General features: G+C 38.5%; 21 protein-coding genes. 19 read left to right on the top strand and 2 right to left on the bottom strand.

Annotated features, from left to right (window positions below; genetic code table 11):
- Position 1 precedes the first annotated feature (1 nt).
- Both NAG76_09365 and NAG76_09370 read left to right on the top strand, forming a co-directional pair.
- A complete protein-coding gene (locus NAG76_09365) occupies positions 2 to 202 on the top strand; it encodes a hypothetical protein (GenBank protein ID URN96403.1) in 201 nt (66 codons plus the stop codon).
- Between the two features lie 105 nt (positions 203 to 307).
- Positions 308 to 511 (top strand): hypothetical protein, encoded by a 204-nt coding sequence (locus NAG76_09370; protein URN96404.1) that lies wholly within the window; start codon positions 308 to 310, stop codon positions 509 to 511.
- Positions 512 to 1,033: 522 nt separating this feature from the next.
- Here NAG76_09370 and NAG76_09375 read toward each other — a convergent pair.
- Positions 1,034 to 1,330, bottom strand: a complete 297-nt coding sequence (locus NAG76_09375) for a hypothetical protein (GenBank protein ID URN96405.1) — start codon at positions 1,328 to 1,330, stop codon at positions 1,034 to 1,036.
- A gap of 130 nt (positions 1,331 to 1,460) precedes the next feature.
- On the opposite strand from NAG76_09375, the gene pepV reads away from it, so the two are divergent.
- The 4 genes from pepV to NAG76_09395 all read left to right on the top strand — a co-directional run bounded on the left by pepV (position 1,461) and on the right by NAG76_09395 (position 5,717).
- Positions 1,461 to 2,882, top strand: coding sequence for a dipeptidase PepV (gene pepV / locus NAG76_09380; protein URN96406.1), 1,422 nt, complete (start codon positions 1,461 to 1,463; stop codon positions 2,880 to 2,882).
- A gap of 285 nt (positions 2,883 to 3,167) precedes the next feature.
- Positions 3,168 to 3,728, top strand: coding sequence for a phosphoglycerate mutase family protein (locus NAG76_09385; GenBank protein ID URN96407.1), 561 nt, complete (start codon positions 3,168 to 3,170; stop codon positions 3,726 to 3,728).
- Between the two features lie 167 nt (positions 3,729 to 3,895).
- Complete coding sequence (locus tag NAG76_09390; GenBank protein ID URN96408.1) at positions 3,896 to 4,351, top strand: MarR family transcriptional regulator; 456 nt, start codon at positions 3,896 to 3,898, stop codon at positions 4,349 to 4,351.
- A gap of 58 nt (positions 4,352 to 4,409) precedes the next feature.
- Complete coding sequence (locus NAG76_09395) at positions 4,410 to 5,717, top strand: MFS transporter (protein ID URN96409.1); 1,308 nt, start codon at positions 4,410 to 4,412, stop codon at positions 5,715 to 5,717.
- 207 nt (positions 5,718 to 5,924) lie between these two features.
- Here the strand turns inward: NAG76_09395 and NAG76_09400 are convergent, their stop codons facing one another.
- Positions 5,925 to 6,479, bottom strand: coding sequence for a glutathione peroxidase (locus tag NAG76_09400; protein URN96410.1), 555 nt, complete (start codon positions 6,477 to 6,479; stop codon positions 5,925 to 5,927).
- A 358-nt stretch (positions 6,480 to 6,837) separates the two neighbouring features.
- Between NAG76_09400 and NAG76_09405 the strand changes: the two genes are divergently transcribed.
- The 13 genes from NAG76_09405 (at position 6,838) to NAG76_09465 (ending at position 26,829) form a co-directional block, all read left to right on the top strand.
- Positions 6,838 to 7,713, top strand: a complete 876-nt coding sequence (locus tag NAG76_09405) for a hypothetical protein (GenBank protein URN96411.1) — start codon at positions 6,838 to 6,840, stop codon at positions 7,711 to 7,713.
- Positions 7,714 to 8,032: 319 nt separating this feature from the next.
- On the top strand, positions 8,033 to 9,130 hold the full coding sequence (locus NAG76_09410) for a response regulator (GenBank protein ID URN96412.1): 1,098 nt from the start codon (positions 8,033 to 8,035) through the stop codon (positions 9,128 to 9,130).
- Between the two features lie 12 nt (positions 9,131 to 9,142).
- Positions 9,143 to 10,903, top strand: coding sequence for a sensor histidine kinase (locus NAG76_09415; GenBank protein URN96413.1), 1,761 nt, complete (start codon positions 9,143 to 9,145; stop codon positions 10,901 to 10,903).
- A 19-nt stretch (positions 10,904 to 10,922) separates the two neighbouring features.
- Positions 10,923 to 11,990, top strand: a complete 1,068-nt coding sequence (locus NAG76_09420) for a response regulator (protein URN96414.1) — start codon at positions 10,923 to 10,925, stop codon at positions 11,988 to 11,990.
- Between the two features lie 152 nt (positions 11,991 to 12,142).
- Entirely contained in the window at positions 12,143 to 13,864 is a 1,722-nt protein-coding gene (locus tag NAG76_09425) for an ABC transporter substrate-binding protein (protein URN96415.1), read from the top strand.
- 70 nt (positions 13,865 to 13,934) lie between these two features.
- Positions 13,935 to 14,909 (top strand): ABC transporter permease subunit, encoded by a 975-nt coding sequence (locus NAG76_09430; GenBank protein URN96416.1) that lies wholly within the window; start codon positions 13,935 to 13,937, stop codon positions 14,907 to 14,909.
- 12 nt (positions 14,910 to 14,921) lie between these two features.
- Complete coding sequence (locus tag NAG76_09435; protein ID URN96417.1) at positions 14,922 to 15,842, top strand: carbohydrate ABC transporter permease; 921 nt, start codon at positions 14,922 to 14,924, stop codon at positions 15,840 to 15,842.
- Between the two features lie 259 nt (positions 15,843 to 16,101).
- Entirely contained in the window at positions 16,102 to 16,737 is a 636-nt protein-coding gene (locus NAG76_09440) for a hypothetical protein (GenBank protein URN96418.1), read from the top strand.
- A 335-nt stretch (positions 16,738 to 17,072) separates the two neighbouring features.
- Entirely contained in the window at positions 17,073 to 18,038 is a 966-nt protein-coding gene (glpX, locus tag NAG76_09445; GenBank protein URN96804.1) for a class II fructose-bisphosphatase, read from the top strand.
- A 19-nt stretch (positions 18,039 to 18,057) separates the two neighbouring features.
- The gene (ndk, locus tag NAG76_09450) at positions 18,058 to 18,504 is read left to right on the top strand and encodes a nucleoside-diphosphate kinase (protein URN96419.1); all 447 of its coding nucleotides are present in this window, start codon (positions 18,058 to 18,060) and stop codon (positions 18,502 to 18,504) included.
- 97 nt (positions 18,505 to 18,601) lie between these two features.
- Entirely contained in the window at positions 18,602 to 19,204 is a 603-nt protein-coding gene (locus NAG76_09455) for a CBS domain-containing protein (protein URN96420.1), read from the top strand.
- Between the two features lies 1 nt (position 19,205).
- Positions 19,206 to 20,012 (top strand): kinase/pyrophosphorylase, encoded by an 807-nt coding sequence (locus tag NAG76_09460; protein URN96421.1) that lies wholly within the window; start codon positions 19,206 to 19,208, stop codon positions 20,010 to 20,012.
- A gap of 208 nt (positions 20,013 to 20,220) precedes the next feature.
- Positions 20,221 to 26,829, top strand: coding sequence for a beta-N-acetylglucosaminidase domain-containing protein (locus NAG76_09465; GenBank protein URN96422.1), 6,609 nt, complete (start codon positions 20,221 to 20,223; stop codon positions 26,827 to 26,829).
- The last annotated feature ends 121 nt before the right edge of the window (positions 26,830 to 26,950 follow it).

Genomic DNA, 26,950 nt, shown 5'->3' on the forward strand with positions numbered 1-26,950 from the left:
CATGTCTACGAAGTCTAAGTTCTTAAGAAAATATGAGCATACCGTATATCGCATGGCTATGATTCTACTGAATGATGATAAGAAGGCGATCGAAGTATGTAAGAGGGTGCTGTGCCAGCTATGGCATGACGATGAGTTTTGCTCTATGGATGAACGCAAACAGCATAATCGGATGATCTGGCTTGTCAGTTGTGCTTCTTGAAGGTTTGATCAGATTGCATAATCTGAATCGCAATGCGTCATACTAAAGTGTATGTTCACTTGTAATTTTCTATAAGATTTAAGATTTAAAGGGTGTAGTTATATTATGAAGAAGCTTTTATTCATTACATTTGTTTCAATTATGCTTTTATCCGGTTGTAGTACAGAAGATGAATACATTTACTGGACAGAAAAAACTGATAATCAGATGCAATGTTTAGATGGATCAAATATAAAGTATGAAATTAGAGACGGAGAAATATGGGTCAAAGAAAAAGATACGTCTAATGTAGTTGTATTTTGTTCTTAATGTTATGAGTAATCTTGTCAACTGAAGCCCAAAATAAAGAAACAAATAAGGTGCTGTCCTGATCCTATGATCAAGATAGCACCTTATGTTATAACTAACACTTAAAATAGGGTTCATAAAGTGGGCTTTCCATTGTTATCAAATCCCGTTTTTTGAACTACTTTAGATGGAGGTTCAAAAAGCGGGAATTCAGAACCGAGAAGATGGTCCACAGTGAAAAACGAGTAGCACAGCGTACGCTTTTTGTACGTGAGCACACAGATTTTCGATGGGGGACATATTCAATGTCGAGTAACCTACGAAGAAACGCATCGTTATCAAAGTCCGCTTTTTGAACTACTTTAGATGGAGGTTCAAAAAGCGGAAATTCAGAACCGAGAAGATGGTCCACAGTGAAAAACGAGTAGCACAGCGTACGTTTTGTGTACGTGAGCACACACAGATTTTCGATGGGGGACATATTCGATGTCGAGTAACCTTCAAAGCAACGCATCGTTATCAAAGCCCGCTTTTTGAACTACCTTACATGCAAGCTTTACGCCAATTCGAACGATTGAACATCCCCTTTTCAACGGAAATGCTCGTCCAAAATTGACTTTTAAATTCTGGATGTATAAATTCAGGAGTTAAGTATGTCCATGACTGACCTAGAAGTGATAAAGCATCTTTGAAGCTGTATACAATAATATTGTTGGAATTTTGCTCAACATTATCGTTGGATCGACAGTATTGCCAGCTACCATTCTCCTCCTTACGTGCGAGAAGATTGATCTTACCAGCGGCTCCTTTAACGATTAGTATCGTTTGCCATTGCTCCATAATTGCTCGTACACTCCCTTCTAGAATTAGAGAACATAGTGTTATTATACATCATTTACCATATAGATTTCATCCGTTTGCTGCAATATGGTACGATAGACAAGAATAAATAGAAGATGAGGTACGCCTGATGAAAGAAAAACAAATGATTGAACAGTATTTTCAAGATCACAAAGAAGCGTTTGTAGAAAATATACGAAGACTTGTGCAAATTCGTAGTGTAAAGGGTGAAGCGAAGCCCAATATGCCATTTGGTGAGGGGCCTGCAAAAGCTTTAGATGAGACGCTATTAATAGCACAAGAGTTAGGGTTATTGATTAACAATGTTGATAACTATGCGGGAACAATTAGTATTAATGAGCAGGAAACAAAGCTTGGTATTCTTGGACATGTCGATGTTGTAGGTGAAGGCTCTAATTGGAGTTTTGATCCTTATGAAGGTATTGTTAAGGATGGTAAAATGTATGGACGCGGTACTTCAGATGATAAAGGACCTGTCATTGCGGCAATGTATGCTCTAGCAGCTATTAAAGATTTAGCTATTCCGTTAGCATATAATACGAAATTAATCGTTGGAACAGATGAAGAGTCTGGCTGCGAAGACATAGAATATTACTTTACGAAAGAGCAAGCTCCGCCCTATGTATTTACGCCAGATGCAGAGTTCCCTGTTATTAATATTGAAAAGGGTGCTATCCGTACTGCATTCCGAGCACAATTCCAACCATCGCTAACTTTGCCGCGAGTTCGTTCGGTGAATGGTGGCTACAAAGTCAACGTAGTTCCTCCAGAAGCAGATGCTGTTATAGAAGGATTGTCTGTTGATGAATTGCAACGTTATGCACAGGAAGTGACTACAGCAACACGCGTTCAATTTGAATGTACCGAGCAAAGCGAAGGGGTAATTGCCATTCATGCCGTTGGCGAAGGTGGTCATGCCTCTACACCAGAAAGTGCTAACAATGCGATTACTGCATTACTGACTTTAATTGCGGCATTGCCACTTAGTGAAAGTGAAGGGCATCATGTGCTGAAAGGGGTAAACGCTATCTTCCCACATGGTGATCATGTAGCAGAAGCCGCTGGACTTGCTATGAGTGATGCGGAATCTGGTGCACTTACGATGAACTTCTCGATCATTTCATATGATGAACAATCTTTTGAAGGATATTTCGATAGTCGTGTACCTTTGTGCGCAACAGAGGAAAATACATTTGACGTGTTAGAGCAAAAGTTTGCTCCTTACAAGCTTGTGCTAGAACGAGATAATTTCGAACCACCACATCATACACCTGCAGATTCACCATTCGTGAAAACTTTACTTCATGTTTATGAGCAATATACAGGGCTGCAAGGTGAATGTATTGCCATCGGTGGTGGTACCTATGTGCATGATATTGAAGGTGGAGTAGCTTTCGGTCCAACAATGCCAGGTATCGATACACGTATGCATAGTAATGATGAATTTATTATTGTGGATGATTTGTTGTTGGCAGCGCAAATCTATGCACAGGTGATCGTAGAAATCTGTGGAGAGCAGAGCACGTTCTAATTTGTTGAAGTGTTTATACACAATTCATCAACATGCTGTGTATAAACAACAACAAATATTATTTTTATCGCAATATATAGTGGAATATGCGGATTTGAATGGAAGTTATACAGTAGCTATGCACATCATGTGTATAGCTACTGTATTTTTGTATGCAAAGAATTGTGAGAAATAAGTTATTAACATAACATTTACATCGTTAAATAAACTTTCATTGAGCTGATGGGGAGGTTTTTAAATAATAAATGATATAATAAGATATCTAATCTTTTTGGAGAGGAATTTATGAGAACAAATTTATATTTTGTACGGCATGCTCACTCCATATATACCCCAGAAGAATTAACAAGATCATTATCGGAACGTGGCTTTAGTGATGCTAAAATAGTCAATCAAATATTACAAAAAGCGAATATTGACCATGTCATTTCCAGTCCGTACAAACGAGCATTTCAAACAGTCGAGGGTATTGCTAATTACATAGGTGAAGATATTGTGATTGAAAAGGATTTTAAAGAAAGAGTCCTCTCTGAAAGACCAGTAGACGATTTTAACTATGCCATTCAGCGAGTGTGGGAAGATTATAATTTTTCGTTTGAAGGCGGAGAATCGAATAAAAATGCCCAAATGCGAGGGGTGAGACTAACTTTACAGATCTTAGACAGGTTCAATACTAAGAATATTGTTATAGGAACACATGGTAATATTATGGTTTTAATAATGAATTATTTTGATCAAAAATACGATTATAATTTTTGGAAACATCTTGATATGCCAGACATATATAAATTATCTTTCGACGGAACTGATTTGAAAGAGGTTATTAGGTTGTGGGAAAGTGATTAAAGCAAATACCAATAAGTTAACGGGAAATCGTTAGCTGAAGAAAACCGCCCAACATAGGGCGGTTTTCTTCAGGTTGAAACTGTAATTAACAGTAACTACTAGGTTGTAACATTCGTTTTACTAGTATATAATTGTCAAGACAACTAATTATAGAACGGAGCTTAAATATGGAAATACAAGGTAAAGAACCGCTGATGTCAGTTGGATTTTTGCTCGGAGCAACATACCGCAAAGTTACAGCATTACTAATGCATCGTTTAAAAGATTTTGATATTACACCGGAGCAATGGTCAGTGCTGTACCATGTCGCTGATGATGAAGGAATGATACAGAAGGAAATTGCAGCCCGCACTTTTAAGGATAAACCAACAGTTACACGCATTTTACATCAGCTTGAGCATAAAGGATTCATCGTACGAAAAGAAGATAATGTGGATCGTCGATCCGTTCGGATCTATGCTACGGAGCAAGGTAGGCAACTCATTGCAGACACCACAGCAATTGAAGAAAGTATTTCTGATGAAGTAAGGGCTTGTATTGGTATAGAGTCTCACGATCAGTTGAAACAGTATTTAATGGAGCTAAATAGTTATTTCGACAAAGAATTAGAAACTGAAGTGTAGATAGAGACAGAATAAAATAGCAGTCAAAGATAGCGATTGAAGATGGAGCTGAGACAACATGAATGAAAAACAAACAACACTGAATAATGGAGCGATGGCAAGTGAAAAGCCACGCTTATGGACGAAGCAATTTATTACTTTATCATTAGCTTCATTTCTATTATTTCTTAATTTACAGATGTTATTATCATCCTTTTCTATGCATATTAAAGGAAATTTAAATGGTGGAGATATGCAGGTTAGTCTTGCAACAAGCGCATTTGCGATTACCGCCATTATTGCGAGGCTATTGACGGGACGTTGGATTAAACGCTGGTCGAAAGACATTGTACTTACAGTAGGGTTAATGGTTGCCGCCATTTCAACTGTTTTAAGTGCATTGCCTGAGTCAGTAGCGCCACTATTAGTGATGCGCGCAATATATGGATTTGGCTTCGGTGTGGGTAGCACTATTATTCCTACATTAGTCACGCAAATTATTCCGCCCAAACGAATGGGTGAAGGCATTGGTTATTTTGGACTTTCAACAAGTCTAGCTATGTCGATTGGTCCTGCCACAGGGATGAGTATTATGAAAGCTTCGGGTTTTACCACATTAGCGACAATTGGAGCGGGAGCAGTCGTATGTATGATTCCGATGCTATTTATAGCAGGTGTTTATAATCTTCGATCTAATAAAATAAATACGTTAACTGAGTTAGCGGAGGGTCAGAACAACAACCGATTTGAGAAGGTTCCTCTAAATAAAGTATCTTCACAACAAGTTGTTCATACACATGCACAGCAACAAGAGAAGAAAAGTAGTCTACGAGATATTATGATCTTCCCGATTTATTTCCCAGCAATACTTAATGTTTTATTATCCATAACTTACAGCGGTATATTAAGCTTTATTGCAGTATATGGTGAGCAGTTGAATTTATCACAAGTTGGACTATTTTTCTTGTTCAATGCGCTAACAATACTAATGGTGCGCCCGATCGCCGGTAAAATATTTGACCGCAAAGGTCCGATTATAGTACTCATTCCTGCAGCGATCTTCGTTATTGTAAGTATGATTGTACTATCTTATACAACATCAATGGGATTACTTATTGTATCTGCATTATTATATGGGGTAGGATTTGGTTCCATTCAACCGACACTACAAGCATGGATGTTGCGCTCTACTAGCAAAGAGGATTACGGTACAGTGAATGGTTTATTCTACAACGCAACGGATCTTGGGGTATCACTGGGAGCAATTATTCTTGGTATTATCGTTACGTTTACTTCCTATGAAATGATGTATCGATTATCATCGATTTGTATGATTCTATTTGTAATTGGTGTGATCATCTATGCAAAGAAGCGTAAAAAATCATAATAAATATTATGATGGAATATGTCCCTATATAAAGCGATTGACGAAACACAGTTGAGCAATCAGGGGTGACAAATTTTAGATAACACCTACTATAACGATTTAATAATCATACTGAAGCTAATTCAAATTAAAGTGTAAAATTAAGAACTAGAAATTGACCGTGCGAAGGACGATCTATTTCTAGTTCATCAACACGTTATAATTATATTATTTTACATTTATGAGTTGTTCTATAATATTCTCAATTTCTAAGATAGAATCAGTTGGTTCGAAGCGCTTAATTACCTTTCCATCTGCATTAACTAAAAATTTTGTTAAATTCCATCGAATATTGTGTCCTAGCAAATAATCTGGATACATACTGTTAATCTTATCTATTAGAAACGCTTCTTGAACATTTGATTGATCAATAGGGCGAGGATCGACCTCATGTTTTAAGAAATTGAACAGAGGGTGTGTTGTTTCACCATTCACATCCACAACATCGTACATTGGAAATTCGACACCAAAATTTAGTTGACATGAACGTGCTGATTCAGCACCATCTTCTGGATTTTGATTGCCAAATTGATTACTTGGAAAGCCCAGAATCGTAAAGTTATTATTATTATATTTTTTATAAATACGTTGTAACTCTTCAAACTGGTATGTAAAACCACACTTACTTGCTGTATTAACGATCAGCATAATCTGCCCCTTGTATGTTTGCATAGAAACAAGATCGCCATTAGATTTTCTAGCCAAATAATTATAGATACTCATATTAATTCTCCTTTTTTAATAAATAAGTAATAAATATAACAGCGTCCCATGCTATTTATTTTAACAATTATCCCCTAATTAATAAATGGTACGTACGAAGATTAGTAGAATGCAAAAGGGTAAGTACAATATAGCAATTAATATCCATTTTAACAATCTTATTAATATTAAGTACTGATTCATGTAAAGTTAAATAAAAGCAGTAGTAAAATTGATATGTTTTGTGATTGCCGTTATGATGTTCATTTGAATTAAGATGTAAATTTCCACCGTTTCCTCACAACCTTCTAAATCTCTTACCATATGAATATATTTTATTGTAAGAAATAGGAAATAGAGTGAGGGAGGAAATGGGGAAATGAAAGCTTATTCAACAAGTTTAACTTTACATACAGGTAAGGCGCCAAGAAGACAATTAGTGGACAATCTTATCGCTTTAATTATTGAGGTTAATGAACTTCTTCAGAAGGAAGAAGATCTGTCTCCTACTAATCAAGTCGTAACGAACATCATTAATCAACTTTCATTGCAGTTACGATCTCACTATTTACCAGAGGAAATAAAATTAATTCTAAGCAACGAGTATATTCTTTTGAATCACAAAAAATTGCAGGATAAGTTGTCAGAAGCCGAATTTTTAGTTGAGCTAAGTGTTTCTCGTGAAATAGTGAAATCGAAGAGTTCCGCCTCTGATGTCTTAACAAAGTTACCTACCTGGAGTATTTATAAGTCGTTAGTTAGTCAGGAACTGTCCATGCTTCGTCAGTTCATTAGACAGAATGGCCATGCAGAAAAGTTGCCGATAATATTTGTAGGTAGTGGGCCTATGCCGTTAAGTGCAATTATTTTACACTTATTAAGTGATGTAGAGGTTATTTGTCTAGAAATGGATTCTGTGGCGTATGAGGCGTCATGCTTTTTACTTGAGCGCTTGGGCTTAGCCGATAAAGTTACTGTTGTAATGGAGAATGGATCACAGTTCGATTATAGCTCTTATAGTCGGATTTTTGTGGCTAGTCTCGTTCATAATAAGCTGGAAGTCCTAGAACAAATTATTCATACTACTTCAGATCCTATAGTAGCGGTTCGTACTGCAGAAGGAATAAAGCAACTCATGTATGAAGCAATTGATGAATCACAGTTGAATAAGCAGGGCTGGCGGATTGTTGAACGAACATATCCTGAGGAAAATCTGGTCATCAATTCAACGTTGTTTCTTGAATATCATAATTGACAAATATAGTAAAGTGAAAATACAATAAAAGTTAAGATACAAATATGCATAGATGTACCATTATAAAAATGAAGTGCCAGAAAAATTCCGCAATACATAGATTTATATATTATGATCTTAAAGACGGTATACAGGCGTTATATTTAACTTTAACTGCATCGGTTCAGCATCTTTTACATTGGAGTAAGACTTTTCATAGGGTAGGTTGGAGTGGAATAGTAAGAAATATTATTCCACTCCCTTATCTAATTAACCTTTTATGAAAACGCATTCAATTATACAGAAAAATTTAACCACCCTTGAGAGGGGAGAGGATCTGATGTATACCGTTCTGCTTGTAGACGATGAACCACTTGTTTTGGAAGGTTTGAGGTTCATGATTAATTGGGAAAGTTATGGTTTTAGAGTCTGCGGTGAAGCAAGTGATGGAGAAGAAGCACTGGAACGAATTCAGGAACTTAACCCTGATCTGGTCGTTACTGATATTAGCATGCCGATTATGGATGGATTACAGTTAATCGAGTACTCTAAACAGGTGCTGAACACGAAGGGCCATTTTTTCATTCTAAGTGGGTATGACGATTTTACTTTCGCTCGTAAGGCACTCACTTATGGAGTGTTTAATTACTGGTTGAAGCCGATCGATGTTGAGGAAATTCATACATCACTACTGAAACTCCATATTGAATGGTCGCACCGCGACTACGGTGAAATAGTAAGCTCGCAGTCTACCAACTCTAATTTGGGAGCGGTTTGGAATATCCCTGAAGTAGTTGATCCATTATTTGAAGCTGAGGATCGATTGTTACTTGCTATTATCAATGGAAATGGGGCTGCAATTGATGAAGCGGCACAATTACTGTGTCGTCAACTAGAGCTTTCGTTTGCTGACGATAACAAGGGAAGTAAGGTTTTTTTGTCCAATGTGCTGTTGGAATTATCATGGAAAGTATTAGAAGGACAACGAACATTCCCAGATGAAGAGGGTAAACGAGGTCTTCCACTTCCAATGCTACCAAATAGTTTGGACCGTTGGCTAGACGTATTGACAACTTTTGCTCACAAAGTAGCGGAACAGTTAGCGTGGCAGAGGTCCGTGAACGGTACTGCATGGGAAGCAGCCCGCTTAATCCGTGAACGATACCACGAGCCTCTACAACTTCAGACCATCGCAAGAATACTTCATTTTCAACCTGCCTATTTGGGGCAATTGTTCAAAAAGCAGATGGGCATGTCTTTCCTTGACTACGTTCATCGCACACGAGTTGAGGAAGGTCGAAAGCTTCTTCGACGAGAGGATATGAAAATAGCTGACGTTGCACGGGCAGTTGGTTACACAGATCCGGAACAATTTGCTTCTAAATTTAAACAATTAATAAAGATGACTCCCTCTCAATACAGAAATAGCCAATTTTAAGGAGGCTTCCTCATGCGTAAGCAGAGTAACTGGCCAGGATTCGTTGATAACATTCCACTCAAATGGAAGTTTACACTGATCTACATGCTTTGCGTTTTGGTGCCGATCCTTACGATAAATGTCCTCTTCTTCCGACAAATGTCTGATAATATTCAAACACATGAACAAACCATCCTTCAACTAGCAATTGAGCGAGCGGCAAAGAATGTGACGGACATGATTGAAGGTGGTGTAACACTAAGTTATTCCGTTGCAACAGATCGTGTGTTATATGAGGTACTGGACAAGGATTACGATGACATTGTGAATTTTTATGATAGCTCTTATGAATTATTAACCGGTAAAATGAGACCATTTATATCCGCATACACCTATGTAGAAAATATCTCGGTATTTACAGAAAATCCAACGGTTGTAAGTGGCAACAATTACTTTAGACTTGATAAAGAGACAAAGCGCAGTCCTTGGTACGAGGTAGTATCTAGGTCAAGTTCCGACGTTAATGTCATAATGTATAAAGACGTCGATCCTATGAACGCTAAAGCAAGTAAAGAATATTTCAGTATCGTGCGAAAACTGAACGAGTATCCGATGCATGGGAAATATAATAAATATTTACGTATTGATCTTAAACTTAGTAGCTTTAATCAGATTCTTGAGCTAGAACAGCCGTATATGATGCTAAAGATGCTGAATCCGCAGGGAGAGGTATTGTTTTCCTCCTCCAAGTTTATGGCACTGAACGATTCAATTGACAGTAGTAACGACAATCGATTAATATTCCAGAATCCCTTAGGTAGTCTATCTTATATTAGTGGATGGAAGCTCGTTGGTGTTGCGGCAGAGGATCGATTTCAGACGGCTGTTCAGAGTTCTAAACGCTTCATCTGGATGCTAGCCGCGATCAGTACAATACTTCCAACTTGGCTTATTTTTGTAATGCTACGTTCTTACAATTATCGGATTCGTCGATTATCACGCCATATGGACAAAGCTACAAATGAAAAGTTTGATTTAATTCAGCTTCGCGAAGGCAAAGACGAAATCGGCGGTCTTATTCGAAGTTATAATAGGATGGCAGCCCAGATAGAGTCATTAATTAACGATGTATACAAGTTGAATATCCAACAAAAGGACATGCAATTAGAGCAGATTCGTGCTGAAATGAAGCTGCTTCAAAGTCAGGTAAATCCTCATTTTTTGTTCAACACTTTAAATGCTTTGCTCGTCGTTAGTTCTAAAAATAATTATACGGAAGTTACGGTTATTATTCGTAACTTGTCTCAGTTGTTTCGCAGAATGCTTAGCTGGTCTGATGAAACAGTTACCTTGCAAGATGAGCTACACTTTACGGGAATCTATTTAAATATTGAAAAGTTTAGATTTGCCGATAAATTTGACTATAGCTTTGATATTGAAGAGGAGGCCGCAAAATGCTTAGTGCCAAAAATGTGTATTCAGCCACTTGTCGAAAATGCTTGTAAACATGGTTTGCAGGCTGTAAAAGGACAGCGCCTTATACGGATTGAAGCTATGCGAAAGGATAAGTATTTGTATGTGCGGGTTATAGATAATGGTAAGGGTATAGATGAGGAACGATTAACAGAAATTCGCAGCATGATGAACGAAAGTCTTGATTCTGGTGAAAATATCGGAATGCGCAACGTTTATAGGCGATTACAGCTTCATTATACAGATCGAGTAGATTTTTATATTGATAGCCGTCCAGACGAAGGCACTAGTGTTAGTTTTCGCATTCCAGCTTTTACATAAGACGAAGGGAGCATAAGAAATGTATTCGGTGCTACTAGTAGATGATGAACCGTTGGCTATCGAAGGTCTACGAATGTTTGTGGATTGGGAAGGACATGGTTTCCGTATTTGCGGGATGTGCGAGAACGGCACAGAAGCTCTTGCAGTTGCACAAAAACTTATGCCAGATGTTATCGTGACGGATATCCGAATGCCACAAATGGACGGATTGGAGTTAATCGGGCAATTACAAGGGGAGCGTGGGGTGGATTCTACCGAATTTGTAGTGATTAGTGCCTACAGCGAATTTTCTTTTGCCAAACGCGCCATGCAGCTAGGAGTTCATAACTTTCTAATGAAACCGATTATAGAAGAAGATGCGGATGAGGTTTTATCACGAATCCGCATTAGACTAGATAAGAAGAGGGCTATTCAGAGAAAAGTGGAAGGAAATCAAGAGTCATCTTTGCCAGCATTAATGGTACAAAAGTTGAAGAAAGTACTACAAGCAGTTGAAGAAGTTGATTGGAAGCGAGCTACTCAAGAGATTGATAGCTTGTTCCAAGAGAAGGGGAGCCAGATATTAGAATGCTCTGAGATTTTTTTAGGCTCATTGAGTGTCCAATGCAGTAAGCTAATTTTTGAATGTGGTGGAGATCCAGCTTTATTGATTATTCCCAATTCTTACCCATCCCACCAAGAACAAACCCAATCCGAATTCGTGCAGAAACGAATTCATTCATATGTGGAACAAGCAATTAGAACATTACAATCGCTTCGCAAACAAAGACCCAGTACATTAACAGAAATCGATCGATACGTCTCTAATTATTATCGTAATCCACTATCAATTCGAGATGTAGCAACGAAATTTTATCTAAACCCAGTTTATCTAGGTAAAGCATACCAGGAAAAATTTGGTTGTAGCTTAATTGATAGAATGCACAATTTGCGAATTTCAGAGGCTTGTGAGAAGCTTCGGGGAACCAACGAGCCTATTTCCTCGATAGCTGCTCAGGTTGGTTATACACAATATCATTATTTTCTACGACATTTTGAACAGCGTATAGGGATGAAACCTATGGAATATAGAATTGCACAAGGGTAAATTATCAACCATACATCAGTCACTAAAACCTATTTTTGAGGGGGTTACCCATTTAATATGTGAATTGCAACCGCCATTAAGAAAGCGCTATCATTAATTCAATAAGACGATAGCGCGCAGTCTTACTTCATATTCGTTAAGGAGGATTTAACATGGGGGTTCGAAATAAAAAAACGGTCCATTGGTTGTTCATGTTGATTCTGACGTTTAGCATTGTTGCGTCAGGCTGTTCTAGTAACGGAAACGGAAACGGAAACAAAAAAGATGAGTCAACTAAACCAAAGGGCACAAATGTTTCCACAGATGAATCTAACTCATCTGAAGCAAAAGTAGAGCCGTTCACGATTTCTTTATTTACGGCTGCTACGGGACCGATCCCGACAGAAGACAATAAGATCTATCAAGAGATTAAAGAAAAGCTAGGGATCACAATTAAGGAAGAATATCTGGTTGGTGATATTGAACAGAAACTTGGCGTCATGATTGCCGGTGGTGATTATCCTGACATAATTACAGCCAATACAAAGTTAACTGCGGCTAAAGCAGTTATTCCACTAGAAGATCTAATTGAGGAACACGCACCAAATTTGAAGAAACATTTCGGGAAAGTTTGGGAACAATTGAAAGATCCAGCGGACGGTCATATCTACTGGCTGCCAAACTATGGAGTATATCAAGGCGAATTTAAGCCTACAGACTATATGGGACCAGCTTTCTATATCCAAAAGGCTGTTCTAAAAGAATATGGTTATCCACAACTTAAAACATTAGATGATTATTTTAAGTTGATAGAAGATTATGCAACTAAATACCCGGAAATAGACGGACAACCGACAATTGGGTATACATCACTTGCTTTTGATTGGCGTGACTGGGGTCTTCGTAACGCACCACAACACTTGGCAGGTCATCCAAACGATGGTGGTGTTCTAGTAGATCCAAATTCAAACGTTGCCACTTTATATTCTGCGACTGATACAGCTAAGCCATACTATAGTAAGCTGAATGAAATCAATGCTAAAGGCTTGATGGATAAAGAATCATTTGCACAAAATTACGACCAGTTTTTAGCTAAAGTTTCCAGCGGCCGCGTCCTTGGTATGTTTGAACAACGTTGGAACTTCGGGCAAGCTCATGATTCACTTGTATCTCAAGGAAAAACTGATCGAACTTATGTAGGTTTCCCACTTGTTTATGACGAGAGCATAACGGATTACTATCTTGACCGTCCGGTAATTAATTTAGGTAATGGTTTCGGTATTACAGTTAATGCTGAGAATCCAGAAAAAATCATTAAATTTATCGATACAATGTTGTCAGAGGATTGGCAAAAACGTCTTAACTGGGGTGAAGAAGGTGTCGATTATCTTGTAGGCGACAATGGCCTATACTACAGAACTCCAGAGATGCGCACGCAACAAGAGGATGTAACTTGGAAACAAAAATATAAAGCTGAATCACTATGGGGTTATCTACCTAAGTTAGAAGGTAACTACCCAGATGGTAATGCTGATGGTCCTGGTAATCAGCCGGACGAATTCTTCGCTAACTTGAAGGATATCGACAAAGAATTGTTAACAGCATACGGTTATAAAACGTGGACGGACTTCTTCTCGAGTCCACCAGATAATCGTGTTTCTTATCCTGCATGGAACATTGACCTTATTGAAGGTTCACCAGCAAAAGTTGCCAATCAAAAAATGAAAGATCTTGATTTTAAATACTTGCCAAAAGCGATTTTGAGTAAACCAAATCAATTCGAAGACGTTTGGGCGGAGTATGTAGAACAGATGGGTAAAGTAGATACGAATGCTTACTTAGATCGAGTTAATGAACAACTTGAATGGCGTAAAAATGCTTGGTCGAGTAAGTAGGATGACAGAGAGCGGAAGGTTGGAGCATTAGTTCCGGTCTTCCGCTCGTTTAAGACAGGAGGCGGAAATGATGCCGCAAAATACGATCCAAAAGGTTGAAAGCAAACCTCAGTCTGCTTTGCGAACTAGAGATTTTTGGAATAAGATAATCCGCCAGCGACAATTGATCATTATGTCTATTCCAATGGTGATATACGTTATAATTTTCGCCTATTCTCCACTTTGGGGCTGGCTAATGGCTTTTCAAGACTTTAAACCAATGACAGGAGTCTCAATTTTTGAACAAAAATGGGTTGGTTTTGATCAATTTAAATTTCTATTTATGGACGAAGGCTTTACCCGGGTACTTCGCAATACTATAGCAATGAGCTTAATCTCGCTTATCCTCGGGTTTGTAACAGCGATTGGTTTAGCGCTACTGCTGAATGAAATTAAGAAAACAGGCTTCAAGCGATTAATTCAAACCATATCATATCTTCCTCACTTCTTATCTTGGGTTATTGTAACGGGACTAGTCTCAATGTCTTTATCCACAGAAGATGGCATTATTAATATTTTACTCGTGAAGCTTCACATTATTGATCAACCGATTCTTTGGCTTGGTGAAGGTAAATACTTTTGGGGAATTGTTGGTCTGACCAACGTCTGGAAGGAAGTTGGATGGAATACAATCATCTACTTAGCGGCTATTGCATCCGTTGACCCATCCTTGTATGAAGCAGCAGAAATAGACGGTGCAGGGCGTTATCGCAAAATATGGAACATCACGTTACCCGGCATCAGATCAATTATCGTCATTCTGCTGATCATGAATGTCGGCTGGATGCTAAATGGCGGGGGCTTTGATATACAATACTTCCTCGGCAACGGACAAGTGCTTGATTGGTCGGAGACAATAGACATATTCGTCCTCAAGTACGGCCTCAAAATTGGAAACTACTCGCTCGGTGTCGCAGCTGGTATATTCAAAACGGTCGTCAGCATTATATTACTCTACTGCGCAAATATAATCGCCACGCGTCTTGGCGAAGAACGACTAATATAAGGGGGGCTCCGCATGCAAACAACGATCAAAAAATTTAAAACGGAGCCATTTCTGTTTCATACGTTTAACGTAATATTCATGCTGTTCGTCGCTGTAGTCACATTATATCCGTTTCTTAACACGTTGGCAGTCTCATTTAATGCGGGTCTCGACACTACGCGTGGCGGCATTTACGTGTGGCCGCGGGAATGGACTATTAAGAACTATCAAGCCGTATTCGCATCAGGAAAAGTGTACGATGCTTTCTGGGTATCTGTTGCACGTACACTGGTTGGTACGTTGGTTAGCGTTTTTCTTACTGCTATGCTGGCGTATACGATTAGCCGCAAGGAGTATATATTCCGCAAACCTATTACGTTAATTTTTATACTTACGATGTATTTCAGCGCTGGACTCATTCCTTCGTATTTTTTAATTAAGGATCTACATTTGTTAAATTCGTTTTGGGTTTATATTTTGTTCCCTGGAGCTGGGGCAGGGATGATTAGTGCATTTAACATGCTTGTCGTCCGTACCTATATTTACACATTACCGGAAAGCTTGATTGAATCAGCGAAGATAGATGGAGCGACCGACTTCCGCACATTCTTCAACATCATTATGCCGCTTTGTACGCCAGTGCTTGCGACGATCGCATTGTTTACAGCGGTTGGTCAATGGAATACATGGTTTGATACGTTTATCTTTGCATCGTCTAGACAGGAATTAAGCACTCTTCAATTCGAGCTAATGAGATTAATGTCATCAACAGTAAATTCCAATGCCAATCCTAACATATCGTCCACAGCTGCGAGGGATACGGCAACCATGATTACACCACTGTCAATTCGAGCCGCCATTACGATGGTTGCATCTGTTCCGATTCTTATCGTATATCCATTTCTACAAAGGCACTTTGTCTCGGGAATGCAGCTTGGCAGTGTAAAAGAGTAATATCTTTAATCCGTTGATGATGGCTGGAATAACTGTAATATTTATATTTTTAACTTGTTCTTCGACTGATGGATGTATACTTCCCTCCAGAGAACAGCCTCCTTTTAATTGAAAGGGGGCTGTTTTTATTGTTAGGGCTAATACACTCAGATGATATATACGTTTTTGATAAAGGTGAATGGAAAAACAGTTATCTAACGTATTAAGAGAATTAACATATACTGAAATAAATCGGTTCAATCGTCAGTAGGTGAAAAAAGTGAGTAGTTCTAAAAGTAAACAGAAAAGATATAGCGACAAGTTAAAAAAACAGAATAATATATCAAATAGAACTACAAATCTAAGTATCCCTCATAATTCAAACCGTTCAACTGGATCAAGTAACGCAAACACTATTGCGATTATAGGTGGTTGGGTTGAGGCAATAGGAAATATTGTAGCAGCAATTGGTGATACACCCGTTAAGAACATATCAGAAAATATAAAAACAGACTTACGGTTAGTCGGAAATGTTCTTCAAGCTGTAGGAAGTGCCTTATCTGCTGATAATGAGCTAATATTTATGGATATAGTAGGAGATATTCTACAGTCTGCTGGTAATGTAACGGTTGTACTGGGGATATTGGACGAAAATGAACAGTCGAGTCAACGCTTAGAGACGATAGGTAATGAACTGCAATTATTAGGTGCAGGCGTGTCTATTAACACACAAGAAAATCTAACCATTAGTCAATCATTAGACAATGTTGGAAATGTAGTTCAAGTCATTGGAAATGGTCTTCAGGTCTATGCAAATCCTGATACGGAAGAAGGAGTACTTGTAAATGCTATTGGTAGTTGGACTCAAGCGGTAGGTACGGTTATTTCGGCTCTTGCTGCAGATTACAACGATTAAGATACTCTCGAATCCTTGTGGCGAAAGATTATTCGATTGAAAAAACATATATGATGGTCATCAGATTTATTTAGGGAGAATCGGTATTAATGAAAGAAGTGAGCTTTGTAGCTCACTTCTTTTTGCGTTCATAATAATGATCTCATCATGTAATTTATACGAGATCATTCCATCTACTGCACGGTAAGAAGTTACGCCTAGTATTAAAAAACACACTATTTCCCGATAAAGTGTACACTATATAATATATCTACTTTAAAATTTTACTTTTTACAATATATAGTGTACATTATTAATTATAAAGTGTAACTCATTTAGGGGGCTATGATATGAAGTTGGAGAGAGAACTTGCATTGGAAATTGTCAGAGTAACTGAACTTGCCGCTCTTGCATCGGCACCGTGGATGGGTCTAGGTGATAAGAATAGCGCGGATGGGGCTGCTACTGAAGCTATGCGAACGATGTTCGAAACTGTAAGTATGCAGGGAACAGTAGTCATCGGTGAGGGAGAAATGGATGAAGCTCCAATGCTCTACATTGGAGAGAGGCTTGGTATGGGTAATGGTCCAGAACTTGATGTGGCAGTTGATCCTTTGGAAGGAACGGAATTAGTTGCTAAAGGATTAAATAATGCAATGTCGGTCGTTGCTATTGCGAATAAAGGTAGTCTCCTCAATGCACCTGATATGTATATGGAGAAACTAGCCGTTGGACCTTCCCTTGTAGGAAAACTTAGCTTGAATGATCCGATCGAAGTTACTATTCAGAAAGCGTCTCAATACTTATCTAAGTCTTATAGTGATATGACCGTGATGATTCTCGATCGAGAGAGACATCAAGAAATGATCGATACGGTGAGAAACCTTGGGGTAAGAATTAAATTTCTATCTGCAGGGGATGTTGCAGGTGCAATTGCTCCATCATTTGCTGAAACAGGAATTGATATGTATATCGGATCGGGTGGTGCTCCTGAAGGAGTTCTTGCAGCAGCTGCACTTAAATGTCTTGGTGGCGAGATTCAAGGTAGACTCATACCTGAAAATGAAGAGCAGGAGCAACGCTGCTTGGATATGGGATTATTAGATCCAAGGAAGTTGCTAACTATGGAAGATATGATTGGACACGGTGATGTTATCTTTGCAGCAACAGGAGTCACGCAAGGAGAATTTCTTGGAGGCGTTAGATATTTGCCTGATCAACGTGCGGAAACTTTTTCTATGGTGATGAGAGCCCAAACAAAAACAATAAGATTTATTCATTCCATACACAATTTAACGGGAAAACCATATTTTCAACAGTAAGTATAATGGGGGAATAACTATGGAACAAACTTTTGTAATGATAAAGCCAGATGGTGTGAAATTAGGACTCATAGGTACAATAATTCAACGTTTTGAGAACAAAAGACTACGATTAGTTCGCTCAGATTTGCGTAGTTTAACTGTAGAGCAAGCGAGGGAACATTATTGTGATCTAGCGCAGAAGCCTTTCTTTGAGGAACTAGTTACATTTATTACTTCGGGAGAAGTTGTTGCTATGGTATGGGAAGGACCCGCAGCCATAAAAGTCGCGCGTAATTTAATCGGAGCTACGAATCCTGTCGAATCTTTGCCAGGTACAATTAGAGGGGACTTTGCTCTCGAACTAAAAAGCAATATCATTCATGGATCCGATAGCGCGGAAAGTGCAGTTAGAGAAATTAGTTTGTTTTTTCCGTTGTTAAGTGAAAAACAAGCAGCAGTAAATTCAATCGCAAAAGTGGTATAATGGTGAAAACGACTCCTAGAGGACAAAGGAGGTTATTCTAATTCAGTTAACACAAAGACAAGTTGATATATTTGAATTTGTTAAGAAGCAATCTCCAGTGACAAGTGATCAGATCGCAGATTTTCTTAAAGTAAATCGTGCTACCATACGATCAGATCTTGCCGTTCTTGTTATGATTGGGTATTTGGAGGCAAAGCCGAAAGTAGGGTATTTCCCTGGGGCCGGTTTAAGAAGCCCAATAATAGGATTATCTAGGTTGGAAAACATTAAAGTAAGAGACGTACAGGGCGTTCCTATTGTCATTTCGATGAATGCGACTGTTCAAGATGCAGTAATACTATTCTTTCTAGAAAACGTTGAAAGTCTTATTGTTACCGATCAACGGGGATCGCTTGCTGGTATGGTCTCTCGCAAAGATTTGCTCAAAGTAACGCTCGGTAATCAATCTGCTCCTACTATGCCCGTTAGTTTAGTTATGACAAGGCAACCTAAAATCGTAACTGTAGGTCCCGACGAATCCGTACTATCTGCTGCTAAGAAGTTGATGCAACATGAAGTAGGTGTTCTACCGGTTGTTCATATTAAGTCAGGGGAAGATGGCTTAGAAATCATTGAGCCGGTGGGCGGAGTGAGCAAGACGACGATGACACAAGTGCTACTTAATTTGGCTACGGAAACTGTTGCAAAGGACGACATGTAAAATGAATAATGAATCGCAACATTTAATCTATATTTGCTCTGACTCGGTTGGAGAGACTACGGAAGCAGTAGCCAAAGCAACCATCAAACAGTTTCATACCAATCAAGTAAAATTGAAACGCTACTCTCACCTACAAGATGAAGATGAGATTCGTAATGTAGTGAGTGAAGCTGCAGCAAGCAACGCGTTAATTATGTATACACTCGTTCAACCTGAGTTAAGGGAAATGATGCGGCAGGAAGCAGTTCGACATAATATTGCTACAGTTGATATTATGGGACCTGCGATGCAAGGTTTTATTGATGCATTTCACGGATCACCTAGTCGGCTGCCGGGTCGTCTTCATACGCTTGATGAAGATTATTACCGCAGAATCGATGCAATAGAATATACAGTGCGCAACGATGACGGGAAAAATTTGAACGAACTTCTTCAAGCGGATATCGTGCTACTCGGTGTTTCTAGAACTTCAAAAACTCCGCTCAGCATTTACTTATCGCACAAAGGATATAAAACAGCGAATGTTCCTATCGTCCCAGAAGTGTTGCCTCCAGATTCATTGTCTCACATTGATTCGAAACGGTTATTTGGGCTTACAATGCATCCGGAACAGCTTATTCATATTCGCAAGGCAAGATTACAAACGTTGGGACTTCTTTCTGGTTCGTTATATACTCAAAGATCAAGAGTTGAACAAGAGTTGAACCATGCCAAGCAATTTATGGAGCAAATTGGATGCACAATCATTGATGTGACGAATCGAGCTATTGAAGAAACAGCCGGAATTATTCTTGAATCTATGCAATAACAATATTTATAAAATGCAAATATTGTGCATTGACAGTTTATAAGCATCCGTGTAGTATAACATTCAAATCCATATTATCGTAACGTGTTACCGCAAGGGCATTAGTTATGAAGAACTCGTTCTTCTTAACTGGTGCCATTTTTTGTTTTACGGACACAACGATACATACGGGTTATACATATAGTGTTTATAAATAAGGAGGGTAATAATGAAAAAAGGGATTGTGTTATTATTAATTTTCACAATGATCATTGGTAGTTTTGCTGGAATAAATAGACCAGTAGCTGCCGCTGCCGCCGCAACAGTGCCGTATACCATTTATCCAAATCCTCACGATGTTAACTACCATGATAAGCAGTTTGAAGTAAGTGAAACGATAAATATCGTATATGAATCGAAAGTAGATTCTTATACGAAAAAAAGAGTTGAAGAAGTATTAGCTGTTAAAAATATTAAATTCACCGAATCAAGTGGCATTGTTGAAGATAAAACAAACTTTCTAGTTGGTGTTAATGGGTCAAACGAATATGTAGATAATTATTTTGAAAGTAAGAAATTAAGAGATGCAACGATACTAGCAAAGCTTGATGCCAATATTATTTCTATCGATAATAATGTCATTGCTGTGCTCGGAAAAGATGTTGATTCTGCGTTTTATGGAGTTACGACTGTAAAACATATTTTCAAACAAATGAATGGTCGTACAATTGAAGCGCTAACCATTAAAGATTATGCAGATGTAAAAGGTAGAGGTTTCATTGAAGGGTATTATGGGGAACCTTGGTCGAATGAAGATCGTGCCGAATTAATGACCTTTGGTGGCGAGTTCAAAATGAATTCTTATATTTACGCGCCCAAGGATGATCCAAAACATAATAGCAAATGGAGAGAATTGTATACGGAAGATGAACTTTTGAAAATTAGCAAACTTGCTGAAGCGGGTAATGCTAGTAAAACTAGATTTGTGTATACACTTCATCCATTTATGAGTAATGCGATTCGATTTAATACTGAAGAAAATTATCAAGCGGATTTAACGATTATTAAAGCGAAATTTACCCAATTGTTAAATGCGGGTGTTAGAAAGTTTGGTATTCTGGCAGATGATGCAGGGGTTCCGGCACAAGGGGCTCAAACGTATGTGAAATTAATGATCGATCTATCTAATTGGTTAGTAGAACAACAATCAACATACGATGGATTAGTTACAGATATGATCTTCTGTCCTAATGATTACATGGGATGGGGAGATAGTGCTCAAATACAAACCTTAAAACAATTACCAAAGTCCGTTAGTATCGTTATGACTGGTGGTAAGGTTTGGGGAGAAGTTTCGAATAATTTTACTCAGCAATTTACAAATAATGCTGGAAGAGGACCGTACTTATGGATTAACTGGCCTTGTACGGATAACTCCAAAAAACACTTAATTATGGGCGGTAATGAAACATTTTTACAGCCTAATGTTGACCCTGCTAATATTGAAGGTATTGTATTGAATCCAATGCAGCAATCAGAAGCGAGTAAATCGGCTATTTTCGCTAATGCCGATTATGCATGGAATATTTGGGATAATACTGATCAAGCAAAACAAAATTGGTCTGACTCATTTGCATACATGGATCATCTTAATATTAATGAAACTCCAGCTTCGAACGCTCTTAGAGAGTTATCAAAGCACATGATCAATCAAAATATGGATAGTCGTGTGGCAGTATTGCAAGAATCAGTTGAATTGGCTCCAAAGTTAAATGAGTTTAAAGCATTATTAGGTAAGGGGAAAATTACGGATAAAGCTCAGGCATTAATTACTGAATTTGAAGTTATTCGTGATGCAGCAATAACCTATAAAGCCAATCCGGGTAATCCAAGAACAAGAGATCAGATTGTCTATTGGTTAGATAGTGCTGTAGATACTGCGGATGCAGCGATTTTCTTATTAAAGGCAGAGATTGCTCATGAAAGTGGAAATAGCTCATCTGTATGGGAAAACTATAGTCAAGGTCAAGCTGCTTACGATGCTTCACTAAAGCATCCGTTCCGCTATATTGATCACTATGAATACGCTGAAGTAGGGGTCCAACATCTCGTACCGTTTATCAAAACATTATTAAATGACGTTTCGATTAAGGTGCAATCGAGTGTAAATCCTGATAGTAACGTTGCAAGAGTAATTACCAATCGCACAGATACTCCTACTGGTAACATAGACAATATATTAGACAACACTGTGGGTACGGAAGTAATCTATAAAAATCCTAATACGATTATGACCGGCACATATATTGGAGTACGTTACGAAAAATCTCTAACATTCAATACGGTACGCTTTGAATTAGGCCATGCGTCTAACAATGCTGATACCTTTGGAGCAAGTAAAGCCCAATACACCATTGACGGGGTAAATTGGATTGATATTGAAGGTACTCAATATGGAAACATCAATAAAATTGTTTTAGAAAATTTAAACCTGAAAGCTAGAGGGATTCGATTAATCGCAACGAATGATCGCACAAATACTTGGTTTGGTATTAAAGATATTGTTGTTAACGAGACAAAGGTAGTAAATGAAACATTGCAATACACGCTAATGGTTCCGAGTCATTTTACAGTGTATCAAGGAACTGGAGCCAATCTATTCGATGGTAATGACTCCACCTTTATTTGGTATAACCCTTCAGGAACAATTAAAGATACATCTGTTGTTGGAGATTATATTGGTGTAGATTTGAAAAAGGAGATTGATTTAGGTAAAGTTTACTTTGCTGTAGGCAGAGATAATGGTGACAAGTGGACAGAGTACCAGTTAGAATATTCAACGGATAATGTGAATTACACCTTATACAAGAAGTATACAGGAAAGGCTTCAGGCCTAGATAAGGTTGAGGAAGATTTAACAGGTATTAAAGCAAGATATGTCCGTCTAAAAAATCTTAAAAATGTAAATGTATGGATTAAGTTTAGTGAAATTCGTGTTGAGGTTGCAAAATTGTCTTCCGAATATACGTATACGAATAACGATAATTATAAAAATATTGCATCACAGCACACACTAGAAAATACAAGCTTAGCTGTAACGACTAATATTACATTGAAACCACAACAATACGTAGGTGTAAAATTAGAACGGATTAAAGAACTCGATCATGTAACCGTAAGCACAACAAGTGACAAATTAACGTTACAGGCTTCTGCGAATGAGGTAGAATGGAACACTCCTATTGAGGGAGCCATTGTAAAATACGTTAGACTACTTAACAACACGGATGAAGATATTACATTCAATCTGAATGAATTTAGTGTTTCTTCTAAGGAAATTTATGGACCAAGTTTTGTAGGGACGGACATGGGAATCTCTGCTGCCTATGGAGCTGACGATTCAAGAAACGCGGGTACTCTGCTAGCTCCTTTTGATAAAAAGTTTGGTACAAAAGCGATCTTTACTGATTTTCAGAGAAAGGGACAGTATATCACTTACTCAGTAGGTGAACCGAGAATTTTTAATAGTTTACGTGTTTATAATGAGGAAAATAATATTAACTATATTCGAGACGCAAAAGTCCAACTGTCAATGGATAACAAAACTTGGACAGATGTCATTACTTTAGGTGATGGTTTGGATAATCTTGCAGGTGGTAAACCAAATTACGCTGACATGATTGCCGATGGCTACACACATGATTCTGCTAACCCAGGAAATTATTATTATGGGAATGATAATATAGGCGGTATTGAGGCCAAATATATTAGAATTGTGTATACAGCAGATTTTTTAGCAAGATTTGCTCATATTAATGAATTCGTCATTAATGGTGGCGAGTACGTTGAAACGGAGAACAATCCAACCTTTGTTGTTGATCCAATTGAGGAAGAAGGATTCGGACCTGGACGTTTAATTGATGGTAACCTTACGACTGCATTTAAACCGAATATGACTAATCGTACAGATGGATCATTGACTTATCGGTTGTCAGACAAAACAGATGTAGCGGTAATCACAATTGTTCAAGGTTCAAATGCCATCTCAAACGCTACCGTAAGTGGTCGGGTTGGTACAGACCAATGGGTTGATCTAGGTATTCTAGATAGAAGTTTAACGACTATTTATAATTCAACCTATGATCATATTTTTGAAATTAAGTTGTCTTGGGGAAATGTGCAACCCCTCATTTATGAAATGAATATTTCAACTAACAAAGAACTAATCCCTGCAGAGGCGGATAAAATAGCTCTGTTGGAAGCGATTACAGAAGCGGAAAAGAAAGTTCAGGCTGATTATACAGTTGAAAGTTGGAACATATTCAGCCAAGCATTAACGGTTGCTCAGGCAATGAATAAAAAGCAATATGCGACCCAAGTAGAAGTGGACTCTGCAGTATCAGCTCTGATAGAAGCGCAAAGTAAGCTTGTGGAAGTTGCAAGCGATTCGAAGGAAATAACGGCATTTAGCTTTATGGACTTGTCTCCGGCGGTGACAGGAACGATTAACGGATCAAATATTAATCTTACTGTTCCTTACGGTACAGATGTAAGTGCATTGATTGCTACATTCACAAGTACTGGAACTTTAATACAGGTAGATGGAGTAGATCAAGTAAGTGGGACAACAGCGAATAACTTCATTTCGCAGGTAGCGTATACAGTAACGGCACAAGATGGAACAACGCAAATATATACAGTGACTGTAACAGTAGCCCCAAGTAATGAGAAAGAAATAACGTCATTCAGCTTTGCGGGCTTGTCACCTGAGGTAATAGGAACCATTAATGGGTCAAATATTGATCTTATTGTTCCTTATGGCACAGATGTAAGTACACTGATCGCTACATTTACTAGTACTGGTTCCTCAATACAGGTGAATGGAACTGATCAAGTGAGCGGCACAACAGCGAATGACTTTACTACACCGGTCACGTACACGGTAACGGCACAAGATGGAACAACGCAATTCTATACAGTGAAAGTAACAGTAGTGACAAGTAATTCGAAGGAGATACTCGCTTTTAGCTTCAACGAATTATCACCTGCAGTGATTGGAAAGATTAACGGGTCAAATATTGATCTTACTGTTCCTCACGGCACAGATGTAAGTGCACTGATCGCTACATTTACTAGTACGGGATCGTTAGTGGAGGTAGCTGGAACAACGCAAGTAAGCGGAACAACGGCGAATGACTTTACTATACCGGTCACCTACACGATAACGGCGCAAGATGGAACAACTCAAACGTACTCAGTAAGCGTAATCGTAGCTGCAAGTAGTTCTAAGGAAATAACGGAATTCAGCTTTATGGGCTTGTCACCTGAGGTTACAGGAACGATTAATGGAACAAACATTGCATTGACTGTACCTAATGGTACTGATTTAAGTGAGTTGATCGCTACATTTACGAGTACGGGAACTACGGTGGAGGTAGATGGAATAACGCAAGTAAGCGGAACAACGGCGAATGACTTTACTACACCGGTAACGTACATCGTAACAGCGCAAGATGGAACAACGCAAACTTATATCGTGACAGTGGCGGTTACAGTGGCCCCAAGTAGTGAGAAGGCAATAACAGCCTTTAGCTTTAAGGGTTTGTCACCTGAGGTTACAGGAACGATTAACGGAACGAATATTGCATTAACTGTTCCATACGGTACAGATGTACGTGCATTGATCGCTACATTCTCTTGCACGGGAACTTCGGTACAGGTAGATGGAACTGAGCAACTGAGTGGAATAACGGCGAATAACTTTACTTTACCGGTAACATACACAGTAACAGCGAAAGATGGAACAACGCAAACTTATACTGTAACGGTGAAAGTAGCCGCTGGTTCTACCAATAATGTAGATCCGGAACCTGTGAAGAAAAATGATGGTAAGCTTACTCTCCTCATTGGTGGTACTGGAACAGCTAATCTTCATGATGAAATTAAAGTAAATGTTCCTGTAGGATCAATCAGTCAACCATTGCAGCTGACGATAGAGAAGATTCTTAATCCGTCTAACTTAATTAATGACAACGATGTATTGATCAGTCCGGTGTTTGAAATTGTTAAAAACTTCTCTGATGAATTCATAAAGCCGATTACGGTAACTGTTAAATTTGATCCGAGCAAACTTGGTGACAATCAAAAACCATCGATTGCTTATTACGACGAAGAGAAAAAGACATGGATTGCATTAGGTGGCACAGTATCTGGTGATGAAATTACAGTAGAGGTTAGTGACGTTGCAACACTTGCAGTATTCGGAGTGAATGAACCTGTCGTACCAAGTGTTGAATTAGCGGATATTCAAGGACATTGGGCAGAAGAAGCTATTAACAAAGCGATTGTCCAAGGTATTGTGAATGGTTATCCTGATGGCAGTTTCCGTCCAGAAGCTTCGATAACGCGACAAGAATTTATCGTGATGTTGGTTCATGCGTTGAAACTTGAGGGTGATCAATCGACACTTCTATTCAACGATAACACGAAAATTAGCGATTGGGCGAAAGACGAAATATCGCTTGCTGTTCAAGCGGGTATCGTAAATGGGTATGCAGATGGCACATTTAGACCAAACGCACAAATTAGTCGTGTCGAGATGAGTGCTTTGTTGGAAGCAGCTATGCGCATCGTATATGGAATGAATGTGGAAACGGAAAACGAATTGACTTTCACAGACAACGAGAATATTCCGGCATGGGCCAAAGAAGCAGTTGCAGTGGTAGCGAGCAACGGTTTAATGACGGGACGCGGCGACAACAACTTTGTTCCAAATGAGGCGACAACGCGAGCAGAAGCAATAACGGTAATTATGAGATTGTTGGAACTTGAAAAATAATTATAGCGTAGAAACGAAAACAACTCGGAAATCCTGTAAAAAGGTTATCCGAGTTGTTTTCGTTTGTAATAATTACATTAAAAGTAATCGCTAGCTTCATAAAGAAATGATTTTTTTCACT

Source organism: Candidatus Pristimantibacillus lignocellulolyticus (assembly GCA_023639215.1).
Lineage (GTDB): Bacteria > Bacillota > Bacilli > Paenibacillales > Paenibacillaceae > Pristimantibacillus > Pristimantibacillus lignocellulolyticus.

Bases quoted from the DNA above. Each gene is read 5' to 3' on its own strand.
- NAG76_09365 (URN96403.1), top strand. From the start codon at position 2: ATGTCTACGAAGTCTAAGTTCTTAAGAAAATATGAGCATACCGTATAT.
- NAG76_09370 (URN96404.1), top strand. From the start codon at position 308: ATGAAGAAGCTTTTATTCATTACATTTGTTTCAATTATGCTTTTATCC.
- NAG76_09375 (URN96405.1), bottom strand. From the start codon at position 1,330: ATGGAGCAATGGCAAACGATACTAATCGTTAAAGGAGCCGCTGGTAAG.
- pepV (URN96406.1), top strand. From the start codon at position 1,461: ATGAAAGAAAAACAAATGATTGAACAGTATTTTCAAGATCACAAAGAA.
- NAG76_09385 (URN96407.1), top strand. From the start codon at position 3,168: ATGAGAACAAATTTATATTTTGTACGGCATGCTCACTCCATATATACC.
- NAG76_09390 (URN96408.1), top strand. From the start codon at position 3,896: ATGGAAATACAAGGTAAAGAACCGCTGATGTCAGTTGGATTTTTGCTC.
- NAG76_09395 (URN96409.1), top strand. From the start codon at position 4,410: ATGAATGAAAAACAAACAACACTGAATAATGGAGCGATGGCAAGTGAA.
- NAG76_09400 (URN96410.1), bottom strand. From the start codon at position 6,479: ATGAGTATCTATAATTATTTGGCTAGAAAATCTAATGGCGATCTTGTT.
- NAG76_09405 (URN96411.1), top strand. From the start codon at position 6,838: ATGAAAGCTTATTCAACAAGTTTAACTTTACATACAGGTAAGGCGCCA.
- NAG76_09410 (URN96412.1), top strand. From the start codon at position 8,033: ATGTATACCGTTCTGCTTGTAGACGATGAACCACTTGTTTTGGAAGGT.
- NAG76_09415 (URN96413.1), top strand. From the start codon at position 9,143: ATGCGTAAGCAGAGTAACTGGCCAGGATTCGTTGATAACATTCCACTC.
- NAG76_09420 (URN96414.1), top strand. From the start codon at position 10,923: ATGTATTCGGTGCTACTAGTAGATGATGAACCGTTGGCTATCGAAGGT.
- NAG76_09425 (URN96415.1), top strand. From the start codon at position 12,143: ATGGGGGTTCGAAATAAAAAAACGGTCCATTGGTTGTTCATGTTGATT.
- NAG76_09430 (URN96416.1), top strand. From the start codon at position 13,935: ATGCCGCAAAATACGATCCAAAAGGTTGAAAGCAAACCTCAGTCTGCT.
- NAG76_09435 (URN96417.1), top strand. From the start codon at position 14,922: ATGCAAACAACGATCAAAAAATTTAAAACGGAGCCATTTCTGTTTCAT.
- ndk (URN96419.1), top strand. From the start codon at position 18,058: ATGGAACAAACTTTTGTAATGATAAAGCCAGATGGTGTGAAATTAGGA.
- NAG76_09460 (URN96421.1), top strand. From the start codon at position 19,206: ATGAATAATGAATCGCAACATTTAATCTATATTTGCTCTGACTCGGTT.
- NAG76_09465 (URN96422.1), top strand. From the start codon at position 20,221: ATGAAAAAAGGGATTGTGTTATTATTAATTTTCACAATGATCATTGGT.